Raw genomic sequence first — 23,199 nt, forward strand, 5'->3', positions numbered from 1 at the left:
CGCGCCCTACTCGGCGGCGTCGGTGATCCGGAAGCCTTCGATGCCCTGGCGCTCGGGATTGATCGCCGCCAGGGCGCGCTTGGCAGCTTCCAGGGGGTGTTCGGCCTCGATTCGCACGGAGGAGAGATCCGGGCTCTTGTAGACGGTAACGATGGTGTCCATCACCTCGGTCAAGGTCGTCCGCTTGTCTTCCGGGGCCGCGATCAGCAGTTGCAGCCCCCACGCCTGATAGAGATCGACCAGGGCCTGACTGTTGCGCACGTCGAGCTTGGAGAACGCCTCGTCGAGAAGGCAGAGGCCGAGGCCGGGGTTCTCGTCGCCGGGTCGGTCGCCCGGATAATACGCCGAGGCGAGCGACGCCGCGATGGCGACGTAGAAGGGCGCCTGCGCTTCGCCGCCCGAACCTCGCAGCGCGCGGTTCGACATCGTGGTGCGGTTTCCCGCCCGATCCCGCATACCGATCTCGTAGACGAAGTAGTTCCGGTAGTCCGCGAGGCGCGCGGCGCTCTCCTCACCGGCGATCAGGGCGGTGATCTCGTCGATCGCCGCCGCGAGCGGACCATCGGGAATCGCGCCGCCCTCGTCCGGCAGGATCGCCTGGGCCGCATCCGGCGAGCGGGCGACCTCTGTCGCCAGGGCATGGACGGCGGCGTAGCGCCGATCCACCTCGGCCTCGAAGGCATAGGTCTGCCCCGTGAAGGTCTGGCTCGACAGGCGCTCGTTAAGGGCCTCGAGCCGGGCGCGTACGCGCTCGAACTTGTCCGCGAGCCGGGTCAACAGGTCTTCGATCATCAGGCGGCGCATCTCGCTCTCCGCCCGCCGCGCCTGGTCCCGGTAGCGCCGCAGTTCGTGGCTCGCCACCTCGTCATGGGCCCGCTTCGCCCAGCCGTAGCCGAAGGAGGCCGGCACGTCGCCCGCCCCCAGCGGATTTTCCACCCGCCACTGCACGCAGTACTCGGCGAGGTCGCGCTCGGCCGCCCTGCCCTGCGTTCGCGCCGTCTCCGCCGCTTCACGGGCTCGCGCACGCCCGGTATTGGCATGGCTCGCCAGCGCCTTGGCGTCGAGATCCGCACGCTCGGCACGCAGCGTCGCGAGCGCCTTCGGGTCGAAGGCGTCCGGACGCACGAGCCGGATGCGCATGCTGTCGCCGCCTGCCCAGCGCTGATACGCGGTCCGGCGCGCCTGGAGCGCAGCACGGGCGGCCTCGCGGCTCGCCGCAACCTTGGCCTTCAGGCCGGCCTCCTCGCCCAGCAGCAGGTCTCGCTTCGGCTCCAGCACCTGGACGAGCTCGGTGAGATAGGCCGAACGCTCCTTGGCGAGCTCCGCGAGCTCGGCCTCCAGGACGCCGGTCTCGGCCCGCTCGACGCTCTCCCGCTCCGTGGTCAGGCTGCGGCGTCGGCCCTCGATCGCGTCCGCCTCGGCGCGCAATTCAGCGAGATCCAGGTTCGTTTCGGACAGGCGGCGCGCGAGGGCGGCCCCGATCCGGGCCGCTTCCCGCAGGACATCGGCCTCTGCCCGGGCTCGGCGCGCCTCGGAGACCGCTTGCTCCCAATCCTGGCGGCTCTCTGCGGTCGGACCCCGGTGGCCCCGGGTCATCATGAGCTGGACCGGGCGCACCACCGAATAAGCCATGCCCGAGGTCGAGCGCCCGCTCGGGGCCACGGCCCGGCTCATATGCGCGAGGGCCGCGTCGTTCGGGGCGAGATCGTAGCCGCCGAGGCGCGCCCCGAGGAAGGCCTGCGCGTGGGGATCGGCCGTCTCGATCAGGGCGAGCGGACCCTCGTCGTCGCGCCCGCCGCGCCGCCGGGCCGTATCGCTCGTCTTTACGAGGAGACAGCGGTAGAACTGGCTCTTGCGCGCTTCGAGATGCGCGAACGCTTCGTTGAGGCGGTCCGGTTGCACGACCAGCGCCTCGCGGGCGCCGCCAAGGAGGCCCTCGAGGGCCTGCCCCCATTTTGGATCGATGATCTCGGCCAGCTCGCAGATCGGTGTCGCCACGATGCCGAGGCGGGACAGCTCTTCGCGGAACGCCGCCACGTCCGAGGACAGACGCGGCGCCGCCCCCCGCCCCGCGCTCGGTGCCGGCGCGCGGGACTGCGCCTCGTTCTCGAGGGCGCGGGCCCGCAGGGCCGCGTCCTCCGCCGCCCGCTCGAGGGGCGCGGCGATCGGGGGCATTCCAGCCAGTCCGGCGATCAGCGCGGCGAGCGGACCGTCCGACCGCAGGGTTTCTTCCGGATTGGCCTCGCGTCGCAGACCCGATCGGGCGCAGGCCTCCACCAGGCGGGCGGCCTCCGGCGAAACCTTGCGGATTTCGCCGAGGATCACCGCGAGCTTGCCGGTATCGAGGACGATTCCGACCAGTTCGGCGACCCGGGCGGCCAGGTCGCGTCGGTCGCGGGCCAGCATGGCGAGGCCGGCGTTCGAGGCGGCGAGGCGCCCCTCGGCGGCGGTTCCGGCGAGCAGCGCCTTCTTACCCGCGATCTCGCCGTCGATTTCACGCACGAAGCCCTGGCTGGTGGCGACGCTCTCGCGCGCGATGCGCAGGCGCTCGGCGACGTCCTTGAGGGTCTGGCGGGCGGTCACAGTGTCGATGATGCGCCGACGCAGGTCCGCATCAGCGGCGCGCAGGTCTCCGAGAACCGAGGCGAGGCTCGCCTCGGCCCAGGTCTCATAGCGCCCGACGATCCGGGCGAGGTGGGCGAGGCGCCGTTCCAACTCCTCGATGGTCTCGAGGAGGCGCCGCCAGGTCTCCACCGATTGCCGGATGCGGGCAACGTCCAGGGGTTCGGGTTCGAGCACGAAGGACCGGACGAAGGCGGACGAATCGAAGATCGGCTTGAACGCCACGGCGTTGGAGAAGGTGCGCAGGAAGTGGCGCGGCTCCGGCACCGCCGCGCCCTCGCGAAGGTTTCCGAGGAGTTCGGCGGTGAAGCGCTCGCCGGACGCTCGGTACTCGTCGAAGGTAGTCCCGCGGGTGCGCAGGTCCTTGGCGATCTCGGCCCAGGGCGCGACGAAGCTTCCGCCCGGCGCCTCACGGACGTAGTCGGCGACCTCGAAGCGGTGGCCGACATGGACGAAGCGGGACAGGGTCGTCTCGCGGCTGTCTTCTGCCCGGGCCGCCAGGGCGAGCCCGGCGGAGACGACGCGCCCCGTGGTCTCGTTCTCGAAGACCAGGACGATCAGTGTCTCGCAGGCTTCACGGGTAGGGCGTCCGCCCTCGGCCGGATCGCTGATCCAGCCGAGGCAGTAATCCCGCACGGTCCGGGCGCTGCGTCCCGAGGCCGAAGCGTTGAGGGCGAGGCGGCTGGCATTGTTGCCCGCCAGCACCGTGCCGACCGCATCGAAGATGGTCGACTTGCCGGCCCCCGTAGGTCCCACCAGCGCAGCCGCGCCCCGGATCCGAATCTGCTCGCGGCGGATCAGGTACCAGTTCGAGAGGACAATATCGGTAAGGCGGTACACGGCCGGCGCTGACGATCCCGAGTTCGAGAAGACACCCCTCGCATGAACGCTGAGCGCCCGGGATGCAAGCCGGCGGGGCCGCCGGCCTGGGGACGCGGCACCGCTGGGCGAGAGTCGGGACGATCCCACGCTCCCCGCGCCGCGTCGCGTCGTGGGTGACCGCGGAGTTGGGACTGGCGAGGGAGGCGATTAATGCGGCAATCTCCTCCAAGGCGATGTTGCGCTGACTCAGCGAGAGAGGGCGGTGGACCCGGAAGAACCCGGCGTCCATGACATCGGCCGGCGCCGTTGGGTCCTCCGAGCGGATCGTCGTTACCGCTTGATCGCGCCTGTTCCGGGCGCATCCCGCGATGGTCGCGCCGCCGGGCGACCGGAACCGATGCTCGAAGGCTGGAAGCCAGGGGATTGCGAGGACAAGAACGCCCTCGACGCGGTGGGCGATCGACTCTCACCGCGGATGCGCAGCCTCCTCGATTTCCTCGGCAAGCGCGTGCGGATCGACGCCTGAGACCTCACGCCTCCTCGTCGCCGCGCGCAGCCCCCCAGGCTCGGACCTGATCCATCCAGGCGTCCGGCGACAACACCGCGATCCCGGGCATCACCATCAAGGGTGTGATCTTCTCGACCTTGTCGCGTTCGCCGAGGCGCAGGGCCCCCTTGCGCGCGAACAGACGGAGGATCTCGGTGAGTCGAGCCTCTTCCGGCGGATCGCTACGCGTAGCGGTGCGGATCGATTCGACGATGTCGTCGGTCGTGCATTCCACGACACCCTCGGTGGTCACCCGGTGGGCACGCAGGCCTTCCTCGTAGGCGAGACGCAGGGCGAGCAAGACCAGAGTCTCGTCCTTGCGCAGGCGCTCGGCCTGGGCATCGTGACGGACGCCCTCGGGCGGAACCCGCAGGCACACCATCTGATCGCGATGCATCACGTCGAACTGGTAGCCGAGGCACGCGAAGTAGGCTTGGAAGAAGGGCGCGTAGTGCCGTGCGAGCTCATAGGAGCGCCCGATGCCCGGTGTTCCGGCATAGACGCATTGGCTCTTCAGGAGGACCTGAAGCGCCCGGGTCAACTCCTCTTCCGAAGGCGCGCGGGCTCCGGGCGGCGGCAAGTCCTCACCGTCGACGATGGCGCGAAACGATTCGAGCATGGCTGGCCTCGCGGTCGCGGGATCTGCCCGCGCCGGCCGGTGTCTCTAGCGCCTCGCGGCGACGCGCGCCAACGGTCGTGGCCGCGAGCGGGTCCGCGAGAGTGCGACGCCAGTTCCGCGATGTCGCTCAGGCCGCGACGGCCGGCGTCGCACGGAAGAGCGAGAGGCAGGCCGTGTCGCGGTGCATGCTGAGGATCGAAGCGCGGTCGAGCGAGGGATTCGCCGCGAGAACGCGCTGGACCTCGGAAACGATCGCCTCGTAGCGGGCCGGATCGTAGTTCGGTTCCAGCGGGCTGACCGCAATGTAGGTCTCGACCACCAGGACCCGCTCACAGCGCTCCCGGCCGACTTCCGCGGCAATCCAGGCGGACTTGATCAGGCATTTGGCGCTGGTCATGGACGAACGCTCCCGCAGTCTTCTCGAATTTCGTGTCGCATCGCGCGAATAAAGTCCAGCGGAGCATGAACCCGTCACAGTAGTTTGCCAAGGCCCGGGATTAAACCGGGATCATCAATTCAACCGTTCGCGACGAACGCCGTCGCGCAGAGAATTCGGCCGTGAAGGCAGCATAGCCGCGACCGGACTCGGACGGCCCCGGATCTAGCGGCGCAGCGTCGGCGCCCGCTCCAGCAGGAAGTCCGGGCAATCGAGCCAGCCATTCGACACCCGACCCTCCATCCGCGAAAGCCGATAGCGGCCGCGCAGGCTCCCGTCGAACAGGACGTCGATCTCCCGCAGGCGCTGGAACACGACGAAATCGTCGACGTCGGCGATCCGGATCTGGGAGCCCCGGATGGTGCGCTCCGGCCCGAGCCGTGCCTCGATAAAGGCCACGATCCGCTCGGGCGTGACCGCGACGCGCTCCCGGAACGCGTCCTTGGCGGCGATGAAGGCTTCGATGACGGGATCGATCTCGATCTCGGGCAACGGCTCGGATTCGATCGCCGCCCGGCGCAGGCGCGGTGCGTAACAATGCGGCTCGCCGATCGGGGGACGGAACAGCGAGACCTGGGGATCGGGCAGGCCGGCGAGGTCGTCATCGCCACCAGCCACCGCGCGCAGGGCCGCGGCCGTGCGCTCGATCCGGTCGGAATCCCGATGGTCCAGGTAGCGCAGCGTGGCGGCGATCCGGCGCTCGAGCCGGGCGACGATGTCGGCGACCACGTCGAGGTGGCGATCGAGACCCTCGAAGATCGCCAGGATCTCGGCCAGATCGCCGCGGACGGCGCGCTCGGCCGTCTCCCGGTCGGGCGCCCGCCCCTCCCGGAGACCCGCATCGGTCAGGGCGCGCAGGGTGAGGGGATCGCGCAGGGCACGGCCGGCCTCGCGCACGATTCCCGACCGGAAGCGGAAAGGATTGAAGCGGGTGTGCAGCGTCCGGTAGTCGCTGACGAGGTGCCGCGCGACGAACTCCTCGAAGTAGAGGCGCAGGGCGACGCCCTGATCCGCCTCGCGCAGGATGCGCTCCTCGCTCTTGCGCATCGATCCAGCAAGGCTGCGCAGATGACTGAGGAAGGTACGGGCCGACTTGGCCGCGTTGACCAGGGCCTCGGACCTCTCGGCGGGGTTGGCGATCGCGCTTTCCAGGCTGCCCAGCACGTCGAGGACGGCACCGCCGTAGGAGCGCCGCTCGCCCCTGTCGAGCCGCGCCAGTTCCTCGATGACCATCCGGGCCTCGGGGTCGAACTCGACCACCGGAACATAGCGCTCCCGCCGCTCCACCAGCCAGCCGGCATCGAGAAGGCGACGATAGACGACCGAGCGGCGCTCGCTCGGTTCCACCGTGCCGGAGGCGTCGTCGTCGATCTCCCGGTCCACGAATTCGGCGGCGAAGTCACCGATCGCCGTCAGAAGTTCGCTCTTGCGCAGGGGTTCGGCGGTGTCCCCGAAGACCCGACCGTGCAGGTGCAGCAGGAGCGCCGCATTGAAGGCCCGGCTCGGCGAGGCGAGCGGCTTGAACAGGTCGTCGGAGAGGTGTGTGAATAGCATGGCGAAGCCGGCAGAGATCAGCCCTGCCCGGCGCGGAGAGTCAAATCGCCGGAGGGGTTGCGCGCGGATCGCCCTGAACTCAGGACGTGAACCGCGCGTTGTCCACCGGTCGTTCGCGTTCTGCGAAGCCAGTTGTTTTCGTGGAGTTTGCGATGTCTGTCCGCCGCCGGAGCACCTTGCTCCTCGCCCTGTCCGTTCTCGCTCTGCCGCTGGCGTCCGGGGGGCCGGTCCATGCACAACCGGCCTCGGACGGAACCGGCGCCGGGTTTGCCCAGCCGCAGCCGGGGGCGATGCGGGGATCCAAGATGATCGGCCTTCCGGTGGTGGGCATGGACCATGTGCGGGTCGGATCGATCGAGGACGTTCTCATCGGCGACGCCGGGAAGGTCGAGGCGGTGGTGATCGGCGTCGGCGGCTTCCTCGGAATCGGCGAGAAGCTGGTGGCAATTCCCTACCACTCGCTCGCGTGGAACATGAAGGACGTTCCCCTCACGCGTGGGCCGACCTCGGTGGTCACACCCGAGACGAAGCCCAGCACCGAGGCCGCAGCCCGCGTGCAGCCCGAGACCATGCCGGGGGCCGACACGACGCGCGAGGTCCTGGGCGCCGTCCAGAACAAGCACACCGATCAGGTCACGGCGACCACCGGCACGGTCGACGAAAACCGGAAGGCGCCCGCCGATCGCGCCACAGTGCTGGCCGGCGGTGTGCCCGTCGAGGCCGAGATCCGCATGACCAAGGCACAGCTCAACGCGGCGCCGGCCTTCCAGTACGGAGCGGCCCGCCAGGCCGACAAGTAGCCGTGGAGACCACGATGACGATGACCCGAACTCTCACCACGAGTGCCTTCCTGTGGACGGCAACGCTCGGAAGTGCGCTCGCCCAGCAGACCAATCCGGCCCCACCGATCCCGGAGACGGGACCCGCCGGCTCGAATTCCGCCGCCGCCAACGCGGCGGCGACGGATTTCAACTGGATCTGGCTGAGCCTCGTCATCGCGGTCGTCGCGCTGGCAGTCTGGTACGTCGCCCGGCGCCGGCAATCGGGAAACATCCGCTGAGAGCACAACGCCCGTCGATCCGATCGGCAATTCGTGAACGCCGTTTCCACGAGAGGGCAACGGCGTTCATCGAACCGACAGCTCACGACGCAGATGCTCTGCCCATTCAGCCGGGCCCGAGGGGCTCAGAAATCGGACGAGGTTCACCACATGACCCAATCCAAATTCACCCTCGTCACCTTATCACTTTTTCTCTCAGCCTCAGCGGTGCTGCCGGCCCTTGCGCAGTCTGACGCAGCGATTCAGCGCCGCGACAACGGGCGAGCGGCTGCGGAGCGCCGCGATCTGAACCGCGCTGAGCAATCAAGCGCCGATGATCGCAGGTCCGTCGGGACGGACCGGGCCAGGGAATATCATGATGGCGCAGTCTTGCGCCGAGACGAACGGCGCGGAGACCGAGCCGCCATCGCGCGGGATCAGGCGGCCATCAACCAGGACGGGGCAGGTCTGCGCAGAGACAATCACACTGCGGCTGTCGGTCGGAGTGCCGTGAACCGAGATCGTGCCAGGGCCGATCACGGCGCCGCCGTCGTCCGTCGCGATCGGCACTGATTAGATGAGAGCGCCGGGTAATCGCAGGATTGCCCGGCAGATCGATCCGGGAAACCGTCCTGCGGCACCGTTCGGACCGCAGGCGTGACGAGGTGCGGCCCGGAGGACTCGTCGTTCGTACGAGCGGCGGGTCCAGCGACTACTCAGCGACGCCTTCCACGACGTCCACGAAGCGCGCGCTCAGGCCCTCACACCCGGGGCACCACGGCGAGCGGTAGAGGCCGTAGGCGAAGAAGCACCCGGCGAAGTTGGCGTAGCCCGTCGGGCCGGCGTAATCGACGATTAGCTTGTCATCGACTCTCACCTTCAGCAGGCCCTCGCCGCCGGCCCCATCCGCGAAGTCGATGGCGACTGCATAGGAGCGATCCCGCTGCAACGGGACGACGGCCTCCGGTCCCAGATCGACGTGACGGCCTTGTTCCTGAGATCCGGCCGTGGGGAAGGTGGCGAGATCGACGTAGAGGACTTCCTCTCGAGCGTGAGGGGCCTGCGGCCTGACCCCGATCGAGAAGGGCGGATTTCGCCAGCGCTCGCCCGGGCTCGGGCGTGCGTTGTATTGGCTGACGATGCACCAATCGTGCGTCATCAGCAGGCCCGGGAGAACGTTGATCGTGAAACTGGCCCGCATCGTTTTTCCGGGTGGATGAACATCGCGTCGACTTGCGTCGAAGACCGCCATCGCCCGGGCCGGCGCGTCCCGCAGCCGGCCCGCGTAATGACGCGCTTCATTCGCGGAAAGGTCACCCTTCTGGATGCTGAAGGTTCGCACCCTTCGGCCATCAGACAACTCGTCCCTGCACGCCCCTCGGGTGACAGGGAGGTCGAACCGCCATGCCGGCAGGATGAACCGGACCCCGTGACCGTCTTCCAGGATCTCCTCGCCGTCGGTGTGCTCGATGAACTCGGTCATGATTCACCGATAGGCCCTGGAGCGAGATGGCGGCAAGGCACTCGACGTGGCGCCGTCCGCATGCCCGCATCGCATCCCGATCGGTGTCAGGGCGCGCACCCTGCGCGACGCATTCTCGTCGCGCATCGCCGCAGCCGGCAGGCTTGCGGGAGCCGGCGTCACCCGTCTCGAAGAAAAGATCCATGAACGATTGCCCCGCCCGGAGGGCAGCTCGACCCGACTCTTTCCCCGATGATCCGGCTTCCCCGTACGAAAGCTTCGGCCCTACTTGCTCGCGTTGGGGAAGAACAGCTCCTTGCCCTCGATCTTGTAGCTCGCGATCACCGCCTGCCCCTCTTGTGAGATCAGCCAGTCGATGAAGGCTTGGCCCTCCTTCGCCTTCACGTTCGGATGCTTGGCCGGGTTCACCAGCATCACCCCATAGGGATTGAACAGGCGCTTGTCGCCCTCGACGAGAATGGTGAGATCGCCGCGATTCTTGAACGCGAGCCAGGTCCCGCGGTCGGCCAGGAGGTAAGCGTTCAGGGCCGAAGCGGTGTTGAGGGCCGGTCCCATGCCCTGGCCGATGTCGCGGTACCAGTCGCCCTTGATGTCCGCGAGATCGACGCCGGCTTCCTTCCAGGTCCGCAACTCCGCACTGTGGGTGCCGGACCGGTCGCCGCGCGAGACGAAGGGAGCCTTGGCCACCGCGAGCTTGCCGAAAGCCGCGACCGCGTCGCCCCCACGGACACCGGCCGGGTCGGATTTCGGTCCGATCAGGACGAAGTCGTTGTACATCACGTCCCAGCGCTTCGTGGCGAAGCCCTCGGCCAGGAACTTCTCCTCGGCCGGGCGATCATGCACCAGAACCACGTCGGCATCGCCCCGGCGGGCCGCGTCGAGGGCCTGTCCGGTGCCGAGGGCCACGACCTTCACGGCGATGCCGGACTTCGCCTCGAAGAGCGGCAGCAGGTGCTTGAACAGGCCCGATTGCTCGGTGGACGTGGTGGAGGCAACGACGATGGAGGCCGGTTCGGCTCGGACGCCGGATGCGGCACCGAGCGCGAACAGGAGGCCGAAGGTCAGGAGGCCGCGGCGAAGGATGTCCAAGGAAGTTCTCCGGTGATGTAGGCCCGCGTTTCGGGGGCCCGGGGCGAGGTGAGAAGCGTGCGGGTCGGACCCTGCTCGACGGCCCGCCCTCGGGCGAGCACGACGACGTCGGCGGCGAGCCGCGTGACCTGTCCGAGATTGTGGGAGACGAGCACCACCTTCGTGCCCTGCCGGGCGATTTCGGCGATCAGGCCCTCGACGAGTTCGGTGGCGCCCGGATCGAGATTGGCGGTCGGCTCGTCGGCGAGGAGGAGATCGGGTTCGACCGCCCAGGCCCGCGCGAGGGCGAGGCGCTGCTGCTCGCCGCCGGAGAGGCGGGTCGCCGGCGCCGAAGCCCGGTCGCCGAGGCCGACGCGCGCCAGGGCAGCGTGGGCGCGCCGCGTCCGCTCGATCCGCGACAGGCCGAGGGGCGTCAGCGCGAGGGCGACATTGGCGAGCGCGCTGGCCCGCAGGAGAGCCGGGCGCTGGAAGACGAAGGCGCGCCGCACAGGGCCGGCGCCGACGATCCGCACCGACCCGGCATCGGGTGCGAGCAGGCCGTCGATGACGCGCAGCGTGGCGCTCTTGCCGGCGCCGTTCGGCCCGATCAGCGCCGTGATGCCGGCGGCGGAAATCCCGGCGCTCAGGCCATCCAGGATAGTGGTGCCGTTCCGGGCGAGCGCGAGGTCGCTGAGTTCGATCGCGGGCATCGGCTCAGCCGTAGGCGCGCGCGGCGTGGGCGCGCAGGGTCGCCGCCAACGCGTTGATCAGGATGACGAGCCCGATCAGCACCAGCCCGAGCGCGAGGGCCAGACTGAGGTCGCCCTTCTGGGTCTCCAGAGAGATCGCCGTGGTCATCGTGCGGGTGTGACCATCGATGTTGCCCCCGACCACGAGGACGGCGCCGATCTCCGAGATCGCGCGCCCGAAGGCGGCCAGGGCAGTCGTCACGAGGGAGAAGCGCGTATCGTGGATCAGCGCGAGCGCCCGGCGCGGGGCCGACAGTCCGAGCGAACGCAGTTGCTCACCGAGATGCGCCTCGGCATCGGCGACCACCTGCCGAGTGAGCGCCGCGACAAGGGGCGTCGCCAGTACGGCCTGGGCAGCCACCATCGCGCCCGGGGTAAACAGGAGACCGAGCGACCCCAGCGGGCCGGAGCGCGACAGCACGAGGTAGAGCACCAACCCGACGATCACCGGGGGGAGCCCCATGAAGGCGTTCAGCAGCCCGACCAGTACCGATCGCCCCGGAAACATGGCGACCGCCAGAAGGGCCCCCACCGGGATCCCGATGCCGAGCCCGATGCCCACGGCGGTGAGGCTGACACGCAGGGAAAGCCACGCGATCACGAGGACATCGCGGTCGAGGGTCGCCAGACGTGAGATCGTCTCCTGAAGGGTCTGAAGCATCGTCACCGGGCTGCACGGAACCTCGCGGGATGATACGGAGGAGCGGGAAAGATCAATAGGAAAGACTTTGCCGATGCGTGTATCAACGCCTCTCACGCTGCAGGCTGATGGCAATTGGAACGGTCTCGCGCTGCGGCCGACCTTCGCCCTGCTGCACGCGCTTTCCACCTCCACCTCGCTGCTCGTCGCCGCGCGAAGACTCGGAATTTCCTATCGTTCTGCCTGGAGCCGGGTCTCGGACCTTGAAGCCGCCCTCGGACAGCCGGTGGCGATCAAGACCAAGGGGCACGGCACGGTGCTCACACCGTATGGCCGTACGCTCCACGCGACGCTGTCTGGGATGTACGATCGGCTCGGCCCCCTTCTCGCCGCCGAGGCGGACCGGATGACGGAGGCCTTGCGCAGACTGGAGGCCCGTCAATTGCCCCCCCTGAGGCTCGCAGCGAGCCACGATCCGCTGCTTCTGGGTGTCGTCGAAGCCCGGGCGGACGTGGAGCTCGCGATCGCCGGAAGCCTCGACGCCCTGTCGCATCTTCGTACCGGGAGCGCGGATGCGGCGGGCTTCCACTACGGCTCCGAAGGTCCGGCCCCGGATCCCTTCGGTGCCGTGTTCCGCGATCCGGACCTCCGCGTCCGACCGTTGTTCCGGCGTCAGCAGGGCCTGATGCTTCCGCCTGGCAACCCGCACGGGGTCACCGGCGTCCGCGACATCGCCCGCCTGGACCTGCGCTTCGTGAACCGCCAGCGGGGTGCCGGGACGCGCATCTGGTTCGAACGTCTCTGCGCCGAGGCCGGTCTGGAGAGCCGCGCGATCCGGGGGTCGCAGACCGAGGAATTCACCCATCAGGCCGTCGCCGCGCTCATCGCCACCGGCACCGCGGATGTCGGCATGGGGACACCCGCGATCGCCGAGCGCTTCGGCCTCGCTTTCCAGTCCCTGGGCTGGGAAACTTACTTCCTGGCCGCCCGCACCACCATTGACGAGGCGTTGTTAACGCAATTGACGGAGGCCGCCGGACGAGCGGCGTCCGTCACCCTCGGCTACCAGAGCACGGCGTGCGGATAGAAGGTGAGGATGTCGCCCGCGGCCACGGCCGTCACCGCCTCGTCGAGTTCGACGAGGCCGTCGCTCTCCGTCAGCGACGAGAGCACACCGGCACCTTCGCGGGGGTACTTCACGGCCTCCAGGACGGCATCGGGCCCGCGGGCGACGCTGACGCGGACGAATTCGCGCCGGCCCGCCTTCTTGCGATAGGCGAAGGCGGCCCGGACGGGCTGGCCGAGGGGTGCAACGTCGTTTGCGCCGCCCAGGCGCGCGAGGAGTGGGCGCACCACGAACAGGAGCGTGACGTAGACGGCACCGGGATTGCCCGGCAGCCCGACGAACGGCGTACCGTCGACAACGCCCATCGCGACCGGACGGCCGGGCTTGATCGCAAGGCGCCAGAACATCAGCGCGCCGACCGCCTCGACGGCGGCCTTCACGTGGTCCTCCTCACCGGAGGAGACACCGCCCGAGGTCAGGATCAGGTCATGATCCCGGGCCGCTTGCCGCAGGCGCGCCGCGAGGGCATCGGGTTCATCGCGCAGGATGCCGAGATCCGCGACCTCGGCTCCGAGGCGGGCGAGCAGGGTCGCGAGCATCACGCGGTTCGAATCGTGGATCGCGCCGGAGGGAAGCGGCGCGCCCGGCTCTGTAAGTTCGTCGCCGGTGGAGAACAGGGCGACCCGCAGGCGCGTGCGCACGGCGATCCGGTCATGGCCGGAAGCGGCCGCGAGGGCGAGATCCTGTGGCCGCAGGCGCCGCCCAGCCGGGATCGCGCAGGCCCCGCGGGCGATGTCCTCACCGGCGTCTCGAGCGTTGGCGCCGCGTTTCAGCCCGGGGGGCAGCGCGACGACGTCGCCCTCGCGGCGCACGTCCTCCTGCATGAACACCGTGTCGGCCCCGGGCGGCATCGGAGCCCCGGTGAAGATCCGGATCGCGCCGCCAGCGCCCGAGATTCCCTCCGCGGCCGTCCCCGCGGGGAGTCGACCGCGGACCAGGAGCCGCGTCTCGCCCTCCAGGCTGAGGTCACCGTGGCGGATCGCGTAGCCGTCGACGGCGGAATTCGGGAATGGAGGCACGTCATGGAGCGCCAGGACGGGCTCGGCCGCCACGCGTCCATCGGCCAGCCCGAGCGGCAGCCACTCGGTCCCGGCCAGGATCGGCAGGCGCTCGCCGATCAGCGCCACGGCGTCCTCGATGCGCATCAGCGCACCGCCGAACGCGAAGCAGTCGTCGGTCAACTGGGCCATGGCCCCTCCAGGTGCGCCAGCGCCGTCTCCAGCGGTTCCGACAGGGCGAGGACGAGGTCGGCGATTCGCGCGATGGCGTCGAGATCGACGATCGGCACCGGAGCATCCGTGAAGGGCTGGTCGCTCGCGACCGCCACGATCCGGGGATCGTCGGGGTAGATCGGCGGCTTGCCGTTGGCGGCGCGGTGGACCTCGAGCTTGGCATGCACGTCGCGCTTGAAGCCCTCGACGATGACGAGATCGCAGGGCGAGAGCCGGCGCAGGAGCTCGCCAAGTCGCGCTTCCCGCTCGGCGCCGATCTCGTGGATCTGGACCCAGCGCCGCGACGACGACACGATGACCTCGGACGCCCCTGCCTCGCGATGGACGTAGGAATCCTTGCCGGGATGATCGACGTCGAAGGCGTGGTGCGCGTGCTTGATCGTTGCGACCTTCACGCCGCGCGCCGTCAGCAGCGGGATCAGCCTGGACAGGAGCGTGGTCTTGCCCGCGCCGCTCCAGCCCGCGAGGCCGATGACCCGGGCGGGGTTCACGGTGCCTCCGCGGGCGAGAACCCGGCTTCGCTGAGGAGGGCGCGGGTCTCGGGATCGCGCAGGCAGGCGAGGAAGGCGGCGAGTGCCGGCCGTTCGCGGTGCTCGGCGCGGTAGGCGAAATCGTAGCGCTCATCGGCGAGCGGCAGAAAACCGAGGCCGTAGGCCCGCGCCACGGTGGCGATGGCGACGCCCCAATCGGCCCGCCCCTGGGCCACTGCCGCCGCCACGGCGTTGTGCGAGCGCGGCTGGTTCCAGAACCCGGGCGGACGGGCGCCCTTCAGGAGGCCGTCGACCAGGGCGCGGGTGCCCGAGCCGGTATTCCGGTTGACCATCACGATCTCGGGTTCGGCCAAGGCCGCGGCGACAGCCTCGTCCGGCAAGCAGCCCTCGAACAGGGGATGGCCGGGCTTGAAGACAACGCCCTGCAGGCGTCCCCAGCCTTCGGCCAACTCCAGTCCGGGCCCGAGGAACGGCCGGTTGTAGATGCCCGTCTCGGTGTCGAGGAGATGCATCGCGGCGAGGTCGCACTCCCCCCGGCCCAGGGCGGCGAGCCCCCCGGCCGAGCCGACCCAGATGGGCCGTGCACGAAGTCCGTGCTCCGCGAGTCGCCCGATCACCCGGTCGAGTCCGACGCAGTGACTGCCGATGATCGTCAGATCCGGCGGTCGGACGCCGGCACCGAGCCGGGTGACCGACACGGTTTCCCCGACCTCCAGGCCGGCCCGGGCGGCGGGAACCGCGAAGAAGCCGTCGGCCTGCGAGAAGGCCGTCACCGAGCCGGATCCCTTGGGTAGCGGCAGGGCGCGCAGGCCGCCCTCCGTCTCGGCCAGGGCGGTCATCACGAATTCCGTGCGCCCGCGCTCGGAGGGCACGCGCTGAGGCAGGATCGCCGGGACAAAGGTGTCCTCCCGCGGCGCCAGGCCGGCCATCGCCCGCACCAGCGGCACCACGACGTCGTGGAACGTGAACATCGCCGACGTCGGAAAGCCCGGCAGGACGACCACGGGCGTCTGTCCCGCGACCGCGAGGCAGAGGGGCTTCCCAGGTTTCAGGGCGACCCCGTGCACGAGGATGCCGGGTTCGCCGAGGCGCTGAAGGATGCGGTGCGAGACGTCGCCGGCCCCCTTCGAGGTCCCCCCCGACAGGACGACGATGTCGCTGTCGGCGATGGCGGTGCGGAGGGCCGCATCCAGGGCGGCCTCGTCGTCGCGAACGATACCGAGTGGCCAAACGGTGCCGCCATTCTCGCTGACGGTCGCGGCCACGATCGGCCCGTTGGAATCGTAGATCGCCCCGGGCTTCATCGCCTGGCCCGGCGCCACCAGTTCGTCGCCGGTCGAGAGAATCGCGACCCGGGGCCGGCGGACGACGTCGATGGCGGCGAGGCCGCAGGCGGCCAGCATGCCGATCTCGCGCGCGGTGATCGGCATTCCCTTGCGCAGGACCGTCTCGCCCGAGGCCATGTCGGCCCCGGCATAGCCGATGAACTGGCCCGGCCGGGCCGGACGGACGAGGTCGATCGCGAGGCTGTCGGGGCGGAACTCGGTCTGTTCGACCATCACGACGGCATCGGCGCCGCGCGGGACGACTCCGCCGGTGGCGATCGGCGTCGCGGTGCCGGTGGCCACGGCCATGACCGGCGCGACCCCACAGGCGAGGATCTCGCGGTTCAGGATCAGGCGCCGCGGCCGCGCCTCGTCCGCGCCCTCGGTATCCGCAGCGCGCAGGGCGAATCCGTCCACGAGGGCGCGATCGAAGGGCGGCACGTCGATGGGTGAGGCGACGTCGTGGGCCAGGACGCGCCCGAGTGCGTCGACGAGGGACACGGTCTCGGCCGCGAGGGCCGCGTGCGGCACCGCCGAGCGGAAGCGCGCGAGGGCCTCTTCCCGGCTGACCACCGTGAGGAATTGCTCCTGGCGCGCGGCCTGCGCCAGCCGGTCCAGGAAGGCGTCTTCCGCGGCGGTGTCGGTGGGCACGGCGTCGCTCACAGCGCGAGCCCCGGGACGACGCGGCCGGCCGGATATCCTTCCGATTCCGGTCCGACGAGGATCGCCGCATCGGCGTGGATCAAGCTGGCCAGCGCAAGATCGCTGCCGCCCAGCGGCAGAAGGCCGTCAGGCATCCGGCGGGCGAAGACGATCTCGCTCATGCCGATGGTGGAGGCGATCTTGCCCAGAAGCGGTGCGCCGCTTCCCGCCGGAGCCCGAGCTCCGGACAGACTCGCGATCAGCGGGCGCGCGAGGGCGACGAAGGCGCCGAGCGCCGCGTCGGGGCGCCCCGGCAGCAGAATGACGGGCCGTCCTCCCACCTCGCCGAAGCCCGCGGTGTCCCCCGGCTGGAGGGCGATGCCATGCGCCCGCACCGTTCCAGCCAGGGCCAGTCCGGCGGAGGCGTGGTCGTTGTGTCCGAACCCCGTCCCGCCGATCGTCAGAACGGCGTCGCCGTCCTGTGTTCTGAGCACATCCGCGATCGCGTCCGGTGTGTTGGCGGCCACGATGCTGGGCACCAGCGCGCCCGCCGCGGTGATCCAATGCGCCAGGAGGGGGGAGAGCGTGTCGGCCTCGGGCGCTCCCGCGACGATCAGGGTCAGGCGGGGACGGCGTAGGGCGAGACTCGCGAAGCCGGCCGCCTGAAGGGCCAGCCGGTGCAGGGCCGTCACCCGCTGACCGGTGGCGAGGAGCAGGGTGCCGGGCGAGGCTTCGGCACCGGCCGTACGCACGCCCTCCCCCATCGGGACATCGGCCACGATGGACGATCCCTCGATGGCTTCGGGGGGCAGGATCGTGTCCGCATCCTCCGGCAACCGCGCGCCGGCCTCGATCCAGGGCGGGCGGCGCACGACGAGAATCGGTGCGAAAGGCGAGGCGCCGACGACGTCCGCACCGCGCACGGCCCAACCGTCCCGCAGGGCCGTCGCAAATTCCGGAATGGCCCGCGGCGCATGGCAGTCGACGGCGCCGGTCCCGCCGAGGCCCTCGGCGAGAGGCACCGCCTCCGGTGCGACCGGGACAAGGTGCTCCGTCAAGAGACGAACGGCCTGCGTCAGTGGCATGAGGGCCGAGGATGCGGTCCGGCGCGGACCGGGTGCCGCTGCGGGCGAGCCGGCCTCCGGTTCGAGGGCGCTGCGGTCGGATGCGATCATGCGTCGAGCGATGCGCCATCGCCGAGCGATGATCAAGCGCCCCCCGGGTCTCCCGCGTCACCGGGTCCCGTCTCCATGCAGCGACATCTCTCTGGCGGATCGTCTAAATTCGCGCGCCGGGCCGGTATCCCGGCGTTTCCTCGCGGGGGATGCAGTGCAGGTATTCGGCAAAGCCTTGGTCGATCGTGTCCCGTCCCGGCGGGCACTCGCCCTCTGCGTTCTCGCCTCCGTCCTGTCAGGATCACCCGCGGCTGCCCAGTTGCGCGGCCACGGCGGCCCGGTTCGGGCGCTGGCGGTCGCGCCGGGGGGTGCCCTCGCGATCTCGGGCGGCTTCGATCAGGCCGCGATCCTGTGGGCGATCGACAGCGGCAGCGCGCTCACCGTCCTGCGCTTCCATGACGGGGCCGTAAACGCGGTCGCCGCCTTGTCCGAGGGCGGCTTCGTCACGGCCTCGGAAGATGGCCGTATCGCGCTCTGGCGCGCCGGCCAACCCGAGCCGGAGCGGGTCTTCACCGAACATGCGGGGCCGGTGGCGGCGCTGGCGGTCTCGCCTGACGGATCGCTGCTGGCCTCGGCCGCCTGGGACGGAACCGCCCGGATCCGCCCGATCGCCGGCGGCCCGGCCCGCGTGCTCGCGGGGCACCATGGCAACGTGAACGCCGTCGGCTTCCTGCCGGATCGGCGGCCGGTCACCGCCGGCTACGACGCCACCGTGCGGATCTGGCCGCGGGCCGACGACCCCGCGGGCGTGCCCATCGTGGTCACGCTGCCCACCATCCTGAACGCGCTGGCAGTGACGCCGGACGGCGAAATCGCAGTCGCGGGCGGGGACGCGGTCGTACGCCTGTTGCACCCGGACGGATCGGTCCGCGCCTCAGTCGATGTCGGGCCGAACCCGGTCATCGCGCTCGCGCCCTCCCCCGATGGCCGCCGGATCGCCGCCGCCACCGCCGGCGGCGCGGTCGCGGTGATCGACCGGGAATCGGGTACGATCCTGCACCGCCTCGTCGGGCCGGGCCTGCCAGTCTGGTCCATCGCGTGGCGCCCGGACGGACGCGAACTCCTCACGGGCGGCAGCGACCGGCTGATCCGGCGCTGGGATGCCATGAGCGGCGAACCGATCGGTCCCCTGGCGATGCCGCGTCCGTCGGATGCCCTGGCCGCGTATCACGGGGACCGGGGCGCCGAGGTGTTCCAGGCCTGCGTCGCGTGTCACGCTCTCACCCCGGAGGACGGCCCCCGCGCCGGCCCCACGCTCGCCGGCATCATCGGCCGGCGCATCGCCACCGCGCCGGGCTACCGCTATTCCGACGCCTTGAGGGGCATGGACATCGTCTGGGACGCGCGCACCATCGCTCGGCTCTTCGAAATAGGCCCGACCCGCTACACACCGGGGACGCGGATGCCGGAGCAGACGATCAACCGGGCGGAAGACCGGGAGGCACTCGTGAAGTTCTTGGAGAGCGCGACGGCGACGCGCTGAATCCGGCTCACAGCGTCCGGATCATGTAACGGGCCTCGCCGCCGTAGCTGGCGAGCGTCCTCGCCGTCGCGTCGCCCGGCGCGCAGCTTCGAAAGCCGTGGCGCTCCCAGAACCGCACGGTCCCGTTGACCGCCACCAAGGCCAGGTCGTGCAGCCCGGCATCCCGCATCCGGCCGATCAGGAGCGCCAGACCCGCTCTGGCCTGCCCTGCACCGGCGAGCGCCGGGTCGATGCCGAGGTCATGCAGGTAGGCAGCGCCCTCCGCCGACGGCACGGGCGCGAGTGATCGGTTCAAGGGCGGAACTCGTCCAAGCGGCCAGGGATACGCAACCGCATACCCCGCGACGCCTGCATGCGCGTCGCTCAGAGCCAGACACAGGCGGGCTCCCAACGCGAGCCGTTCGCCGAAATGCGCGGCATCCTCCGGATGGTCCGGGAACAGCCGGTCGGCCAGGGCGACGACCTGTACGAGATCCCGTTCCTCCATGCTCCGCCACGTCCAATCGCCCATGGCAGCGGCCGATCCGGCTAGATCGCCTCGCCGCGGGCGGCGCGCTCGCGGAGATAATCCTCCGTGGTGCGCGGGCGGTCGCGCTCGGGGCCGGCATGGGGATCAAAGCCCTGATTCACCGCGACCTCGACACGACAATCTTCGCACATCATGAGGGCCTGCACGCGCGCTTCGCCGGCTTCGCCCCGGAACATCCAGTGCCGATCGCGCAGCTTCTCCACTACGCGCTCGATGGTGCTGCGCGTGCCGAAGGGCTTGGCGCAGGCGATGCACGCGAAGGGCTCCTCCTCCTTCAACACCCGCCGTGGCGCGGCCCAGGCCTCGAAATCGACGCCCGGCTTCAGGGTGATGACACTCTCCGGGCAGGTATTCGCGCAGAGACCGCACTGCACGCAGAGGCTCTCCTCGAAAGCGAGGAACGGCCGGTCGGCACTGTCCGACAGTGCATGGGTCGGGCAGGCGCCGACGCAGGCCAGGCAGAGCGTGCAATCCTCGGTGCGGAACTCCAGGCCGCCGAATGGAGCCCCCCCGGCCAGCGCGATGCGCGCCACCGGCTCGGGGGCTGCCGCATGCATCTCGTTGAAGGCAAAGCGTAGAACCTCTCGCTTGCCGCCGATCGGCATGAAACGAGAGGGAACGCCGGCCGCTTTTCCGACCCGCTGTCCTGTCAGGGTGGCGCCCAGAACATCCGGGTCGTCGGTTTCGATCAGGGAGACGACCGGCTCTGAGGTTCCGCTGCCAAAACCGAGCCCGCGCGCCAGGGTGTCGCCGAGGGCCACCGCCCGGCGCAGACTGTCGAGGTCATGCTTGGGTCGGTCGCGGGCGAGAATGCGGACCCCGGCGGCGCCGTACGCAAAGAGTGCCGCGAAGGCCTCCGGGCCCAGTTGCGTGATCTCGTTCACCCGCACGGGCAGCACGTGGGCCGGCAGGCCGTCTCCATGACGGGCGAGGGCGTCGATCAGGGGTTCGCCGTGGTCGCCATCGTGAAACAGTATCACGCCGTCACGACCGCCAGCGGCCTGGTAGGCGACCATCAGGGTCCGCAGCCGGCGCATCAGCGCATCGGCCGGCGGCAGGGCATAGGCGGCAGCCCCGGTCGGGCAGACCGATGCGCAGTTTCCGCACCCGGCGCAGATATAGGGATCGATCGCCACCGTATCGCCCGCTGGCGCGATCGCCCCCGTCGGGCAAACCTCGAGACAGCGGGTACAACCGGTGATTCGGGAGCGTGAATGAGCGCAAAGCTCGGCGTGGAAATCCACGAAGCGCGTCTTGTCGAAGGTGCCGACAAGGTGTGACGCCTCCGTGATCAGGCGCTCGACCGCCGCCGGATCTCTCGGATCCGCGCGGAGATAGCCGAGCCGGACCTCGTGCGCCGGAAACAGGGCGGTGCCGCCGGTGACGTCGAGGACGATGTCGCAGGTCGAAGTGGCGCCGTTGCGGCTCGCTCCGAACAGGAGATGCGATCGGGACGACGGAGCCGGCAGGGCATAGTCGTCGATGCGCAGCTCGAAGGCCCCGAGCCGTCCCTTGGCGCCAGCGATCGTCCCCTGCACGATCGGAAAGTCATTGCGCTTAGGCGGCTCGACCGTTTCCGGCCGACTTAGAAGCACCGTCACGTCGAGGTGCTCCGCGAGACGGCGGCCGATCTCGATGGCGGTCGCATCGCGACCATAAACAAGTGCGATGCCCTGGCTCTCGATCGCGACGGTGGCTGCATCCGGGACCGGCTCGGCGCTGGCGGCGAGCAAAGCTGCCATCTTCGGACCAGCCGCGTCACCCTGGGACGACCAGCCTGCCGTCTCGCGAATTTTGGCGTAGACCACCCGGTCCTCGGCGCCGAGCTCGGAGGCGACCTCGTCGAAGAGGGGCGACTGCAGGGTGCAGGATACGGTGACCGCACCGCCCGCCTGCACGGCGCCCCGAAATCGGTCGAGCTCGCGGCCGCAGAGCTGATCGGCCACCCTGAGCGTCCCGCCGCACCCACGCCCGATCGCCTCGGCATCGAGCGACATCGTCTTCTCGCAGGTGCAGGCGAATACGATACGGTCGGACACGGACGAACCCTGGATGGATCTGGGGAAGCTGACGCAGACGACGGGCCGGCACAGCGATGGCCTCTTCGCGTCGTCGTTCGTATCTCATATACTCAAATGGTTCAAAACTGCGATCCGACACCGGAGCGCAGCGACGACACGTCCCGCGCGCATCTTGCGCCTTGTGACTCGGTCGCCGGGACGACATCTCGGTGGCAGCGCTTCTCCCGCAACCGGTTCCTCGCGAGTCCTGCCTTCTCCGTGACGACAACCCCAGACCTCGAAATCCGATCGACAGCACTCGCTCTGCCACCGGCATTCACCGGCCGCCTGGTGGGAGGTGCCTGCGATGCCTTCACGGAAGCCCGGTCGCTGGCCGAGCATCAGGGGGCTGATGCGGCGGGCACCCTCGTGCTCACCGAACGCGCGGGCGTGCTCGACCTTGCAGTGGTTCTGGCGCCGGAAGAGCCGCTGGTCTCGGCGCGCCGCGCATTCCTGGCTGCCATGACGGCCCTGGCCGACGCTGTCGGCGCGCATGGTCCACCGGAGATGCCGCTGACCTTCGGCTGGCCCGACGTGCTCGTCTTCGACGGCGCCCGGCTCGGGGGTGGACGGTTGGGCTGGCCCGCCCACTGCCCGGAGGAATCGACGCCGGACTGGCTCGTCTTCTCGGCCATGCTTCTTCTCTCGAAAGGAGCCACCGGCGATCCGGGGCTCACTCCTGGTTCGACGGCCCTCGACGAGGAGGGCTTTCCGGCGGACATCCGGTTTCCGCTGGTGGAGAGCTTTGCCCGCAATCTGATCCGGACGTTCTCCCTTTGGACGGAAGATGGCTTCGACGGGATCGCCGCCCGCTACCTCGCGCACCTGCCGACACCGCCGGGCGTGCCGGTCCATATCGATCGGGCCGGCGACGTCATTCTGGGACAGTCCGAGCGCTGGCCTCTGGCACGGCTGCTGCGCGAACCGGCATGGCTTGATCCGGAAACCGGGACGGTCCGTTTATGAGGGCGCTCAAGCTGCCGCGCACACTGCGGCTCGACCCCTCTGATACCTTCGTCTTCGCGCATCCGGCCGAGCCGGGTGAATGGGCGGTGACGGGGTCATTTCTCTTCTGGGACCAGGATCTTTCCGCCCTGGAGGGGAAAGCGCGCGCCGCCTTCCGGTCCGGTTTCGTCGGAGTGACGTCTCTCGGCTTCTCGACCCTGGTGGTGGTGACCGAAGCGTCCGAAACCGAGCGCGATGCTGCGGTCGAGGATTTGGCTCGACATCTTCACGAGCGTCTCGGTGCACCGGACCGGGTGACCGCACGGGCGGCGGCCCGCGAAGAGCTCGACTTCGCAGCCTCCCTCTGCGGTGTTCCCGTCGGGAGCGTCGTAGCGATGCACCGGACCCAGACGGACGGCGAGATCACCGAAGCCTTCCGGACGTTGCACCAGCGCGATGCCGGAACGCCGGGAGCCGACCGTCTGCATGCCCATGCCCGCGCCTTTCGCTTCGTGGAGACCGATGAGGAGGAACCCGAGGAACGCGCCGATCTCATCGGGCTCGCGCGCGCTTCGGCGTCCTCGGGAAACTGATCGATGCCAGCCCTCGTAC

The 23,199-nt window shown here is 69.9% G+C and carries 21 protein-coding genes; 7 read left to right on the plus strand and 14 right to left on the minus strand.

The genetic code is table 11. The features are described 5' to 3' along the window. Nucleotides 1–6: 6 nt before the first annotated feature. Nucleotides 7–3,462: an SbcC/MukB-like Walker B domain-containing protein gene (locus ASF41_RS02120; RefSeq protein WP_056490435.1), complete on the minus strand. Its 3,456-nt coding sequence runs from the start codon at nucleotides 3,460–3,462 to the stop codon at nucleotides 7–9. A gap of 379 nt (nucleotides 3,463–3,841) precedes the next feature. Here ASF41_RS02120 and ASF41_RS26390 point away from each other — a divergent pair, with 379 nt between their 5' ends. Further along, nucleotides 3,842–3,970: a hypothetical protein gene (locus ASF41_RS26390; protein WP_274534743.1), complete on the plus strand. Its 129-nt coding sequence runs from the start codon at nucleotides 3,842–3,844 to the stop codon at nucleotides 3,968–3,970. 4 nt (nucleotides 3,971–3,974) lie between these two features. On the opposite strand, the gene ASF41_RS02125 is transcribed toward ASF41_RS26390, so the two are convergent. From ASF41_RS02125 to ASF41_RS02135, 3 genes are all read right to left on the minus strand, one after another. After that, nucleotides 3,975–4,610 carry a DUF4194 domain-containing protein gene (locus ASF41_RS02125; RefSeq protein ID WP_056219257.1) on the minus strand — a complete coding sequence of 212 codons (636 nt, stop codon included), beginning with the start codon at nucleotides 4,608–4,610 and terminating at the stop codon, nucleotides 3,975–3,977. A gap of 127 nt (nucleotides 4,611–4,737) precedes the next feature. Next, a complete protein-coding gene (locus ASF41_RS02130; protein ID WP_056219253.1) occupies nucleotides 4,738–5,007 on the minus strand; it encodes a hypothetical protein in 270 nt (89 codons plus the stop codon). A gap of 204 nt (nucleotides 5,008–5,211) precedes the next feature. Continuing rightward, a complete protein-coding gene (locus tag ASF41_RS02135) occupies nucleotides 5,212–6,600 on the minus strand; it encodes a Wadjet anti-phage system protein JetA family protein (RefSeq protein WP_056219250.1) in 1,389 nt (462 codons plus the stop codon). 305 nt (nucleotides 6,601–6,905) lie between these two features. Here ASF41_RS02135 and ASF41_RS02140 point away from each other — a divergent pair, with 305 nt between their 5' ends. Both ASF41_RS02140 and ASF41_RS02145 read left to right on the plus strand, forming a co-directional pair. Further along, nucleotides 6,906–7,400, plus strand: coding sequence for a PRC-barrel domain-containing protein (locus tag ASF41_RS02140; protein ID WP_244479521.1), 495 nt, complete (start codon nucleotides 6,906–6,908; stop codon nucleotides 7,398–7,400). A gap of 14 nt (nucleotides 7,401–7,414) precedes the next feature. Continuing rightward, nucleotides 7,415–7,660, plus strand: a complete 246-nt coding sequence (locus ASF41_RS02145) for a hypothetical protein (protein WP_244479522.1) — start codon at nucleotides 7,415–7,417, stop codon at nucleotides 7,658–7,660. 691 nt (nucleotides 7,661–8,351) lie between these two features. Here the strand turns inward: ASF41_RS02145 and ASF41_RS02155 are convergent. From ASF41_RS02155 to ASF41_RS02170, 4 genes are all read right to left on the minus strand, one after another. Next, nucleotides 8,352–9,122, minus strand: coding sequence for a hypothetical protein (locus ASF41_RS02155; RefSeq protein WP_056490440.1), 771 nt, complete (start codon nucleotides 9,120–9,122; stop codon nucleotides 8,352–8,354). A gap of 264 nt (nucleotides 9,123–9,386) precedes the next feature. Beyond that, on the minus strand, nucleotides 9,387–10,211 hold the full coding sequence (locus ASF41_RS02160) for an extracellular solute-binding protein (protein WP_056490443.1): 825 nt from the start codon (nucleotides 10,209–10,211) through the stop codon (nucleotides 9,387–9,389). Next, entirely contained in the window at nucleotides 10,184–10,900 is a 717-nt protein-coding gene (locus ASF41_RS02165) for a phosphate ABC transporter ATP-binding protein (protein WP_056273084.1), read from the minus strand. Before ASF41_RS02165 ends, ASF41_RS02160 begins: the two co-directional genes overlap by 28 nt. 4 nt (nucleotides 10,901–10,904) lie before the next feature. Next, the gene (locus tag ASF41_RS02170; protein ID WP_056490446.1) at nucleotides 10,905–11,600 is read right to left on the minus strand and encodes an ABC transporter permease; all 696 of its coding nucleotides are present in this window, start codon (nucleotides 11,598–11,600) and stop codon (nucleotides 10,905–10,907) included. 73 nt (nucleotides 11,601–11,673) lie between these two features. Between ASF41_RS02170 and ASF41_RS02175 the strand changes: the two genes are divergently transcribed. Beyond that, nucleotides 11,674–12,666 carry a substrate-binding domain-containing protein gene (locus ASF41_RS02175; RefSeq protein WP_056490450.1) on the plus strand — a complete coding sequence of 331 codons (993 nt, stop codon included), beginning with the start codon at nucleotides 11,674–11,676 and terminating at the stop codon, nucleotides 12,664–12,666. Here ASF41_RS02175 and glp read toward each other — a convergent pair. Genes glp through ASF41_RS02195 form a run of 4 tightly spaced genes read right to left on the minus strand, consistent with a single transcriptional unit; the run spans nucleotide 12,642 to nucleotide 17,570 of the window. After that, the gene (glp, locus tag ASF41_RS02180) at nucleotides 12,642–13,895 is read right to left on the minus strand and encodes a gephyrin-like molybdotransferase Glp (RefSeq protein ID WP_056490453.1); all 1,254 of its coding nucleotides are present in this window, start codon (nucleotides 13,893–13,895) and stop codon (nucleotides 12,642–12,644) included. The two genes, ASF41_RS02175 and glp, sit on opposite strands and share 25 nt — an antisense overlap. Next, nucleotides 13,883–14,428 carry a molybdopterin-guanine dinucleotide biosynthesis protein B gene (gene mobB, locus ASF41_RS02185; protein ID WP_056219221.1) on the minus strand — a complete coding sequence of 182 codons (546 nt, stop codon included), beginning with the start codon at nucleotides 14,426–14,428 and terminating at the stop codon, nucleotides 13,883–13,885. The genes glp and mobB overlap by 13 nt, the downstream gene beginning before the upstream one ends. Next, nucleotides 14,425–16,404 (minus strand): molybdopterin biosynthesis protein, encoded by a 1,980-nt coding sequence (locus ASF41_RS02190; protein ID WP_244479524.1) that lies wholly within the window; start codon nucleotides 16,402–16,404, stop codon nucleotides 14,425–14,427. The genes mobB and ASF41_RS02190 overlap by 4 nt, the downstream gene beginning before the upstream one ends. An 8-nt stretch (nucleotides 16,405–16,412) precedes the next feature. Further along, nucleotides 16,413–17,570, minus strand: coding sequence for a molybdopterin-binding protein (locus tag ASF41_RS02195; protein WP_082503934.1), 1,158 nt, complete (start codon nucleotides 17,568–17,570; stop codon nucleotides 16,413–16,415). A 232-nt stretch (nucleotides 17,571–17,802) separates the two neighbouring features. On the opposite strand from ASF41_RS02195, the gene ASF41_RS02200 reads away from it, so the two are divergent. Further along, the gene (locus ASF41_RS02200; protein WP_407067253.1) at nucleotides 17,803–19,053 is read left to right on the plus strand and encodes a c-type cytochrome; all 1,251 of its coding nucleotides are present in this window, start codon (nucleotides 17,803–17,805) and stop codon (nucleotides 19,051–19,053) included. Between the two features lie 7 nt (nucleotides 19,054–19,060). Here the strand turns inward: ASF41_RS02200 and ASF41_RS02205 are convergent, their stop codons facing one another. Then, nucleotides 19,061–19,564 carry a GNAT family N-acetyltransferase gene (locus ASF41_RS02205; protein WP_082501241.1) on the minus strand — a complete coding sequence of 168 codons (504 nt, stop codon included), beginning with the start codon at nucleotides 19,562–19,564 and terminating at the stop codon, nucleotides 19,061–19,063. Nucleotides 19,565–19,581: 17 nt separating this feature from the next. Beyond that, nucleotides 19,582–21,579 (minus strand): 4Fe-4S binding protein, encoded by a 1,998-nt coding sequence (locus ASF41_RS02210; RefSeq protein WP_056490458.1) that lies wholly within the window; start codon nucleotides 21,577–21,579, stop codon nucleotides 19,582–19,584. A gap of 282 nt (nucleotides 21,580–21,861) precedes the next feature. Here ASF41_RS02210 and ASF41_RS02215 point away from each other — a divergent pair, with 282 nt between their 5' ends. Beyond that, nucleotides 21,862–22,608, plus strand: a complete 747-nt coding sequence (locus ASF41_RS02215; RefSeq protein ID WP_056490460.1) for a biotin/lipoate--protein ligase family protein — start codon at nucleotides 21,862–21,864, stop codon at nucleotides 22,606–22,608. Continuing rightward, the gene (locus ASF41_RS02220; protein ID WP_056490463.1) at nucleotides 22,605–23,180 is read left to right on the plus strand and encodes a DUF6505 family protein; all 576 of its coding nucleotides are present in this window, start codon (nucleotides 22,605–22,607) and stop codon (nucleotides 23,178–23,180) included. Before ASF41_RS02215 ends, ASF41_RS02220 begins: the two co-directional genes overlap by 4 nt. The last annotated feature ends 19 nt before the right edge of the window (nucleotides 23,181–23,199 follow it).

This window comes from Methylobacterium sp. Leaf111 (assembly GCF_001423285.1).
Lineage (GTDB): Bacteria > Pseudomonadota > Alphaproteobacteria > Rhizobiales > Beijerinckiaceae > Methylobacterium.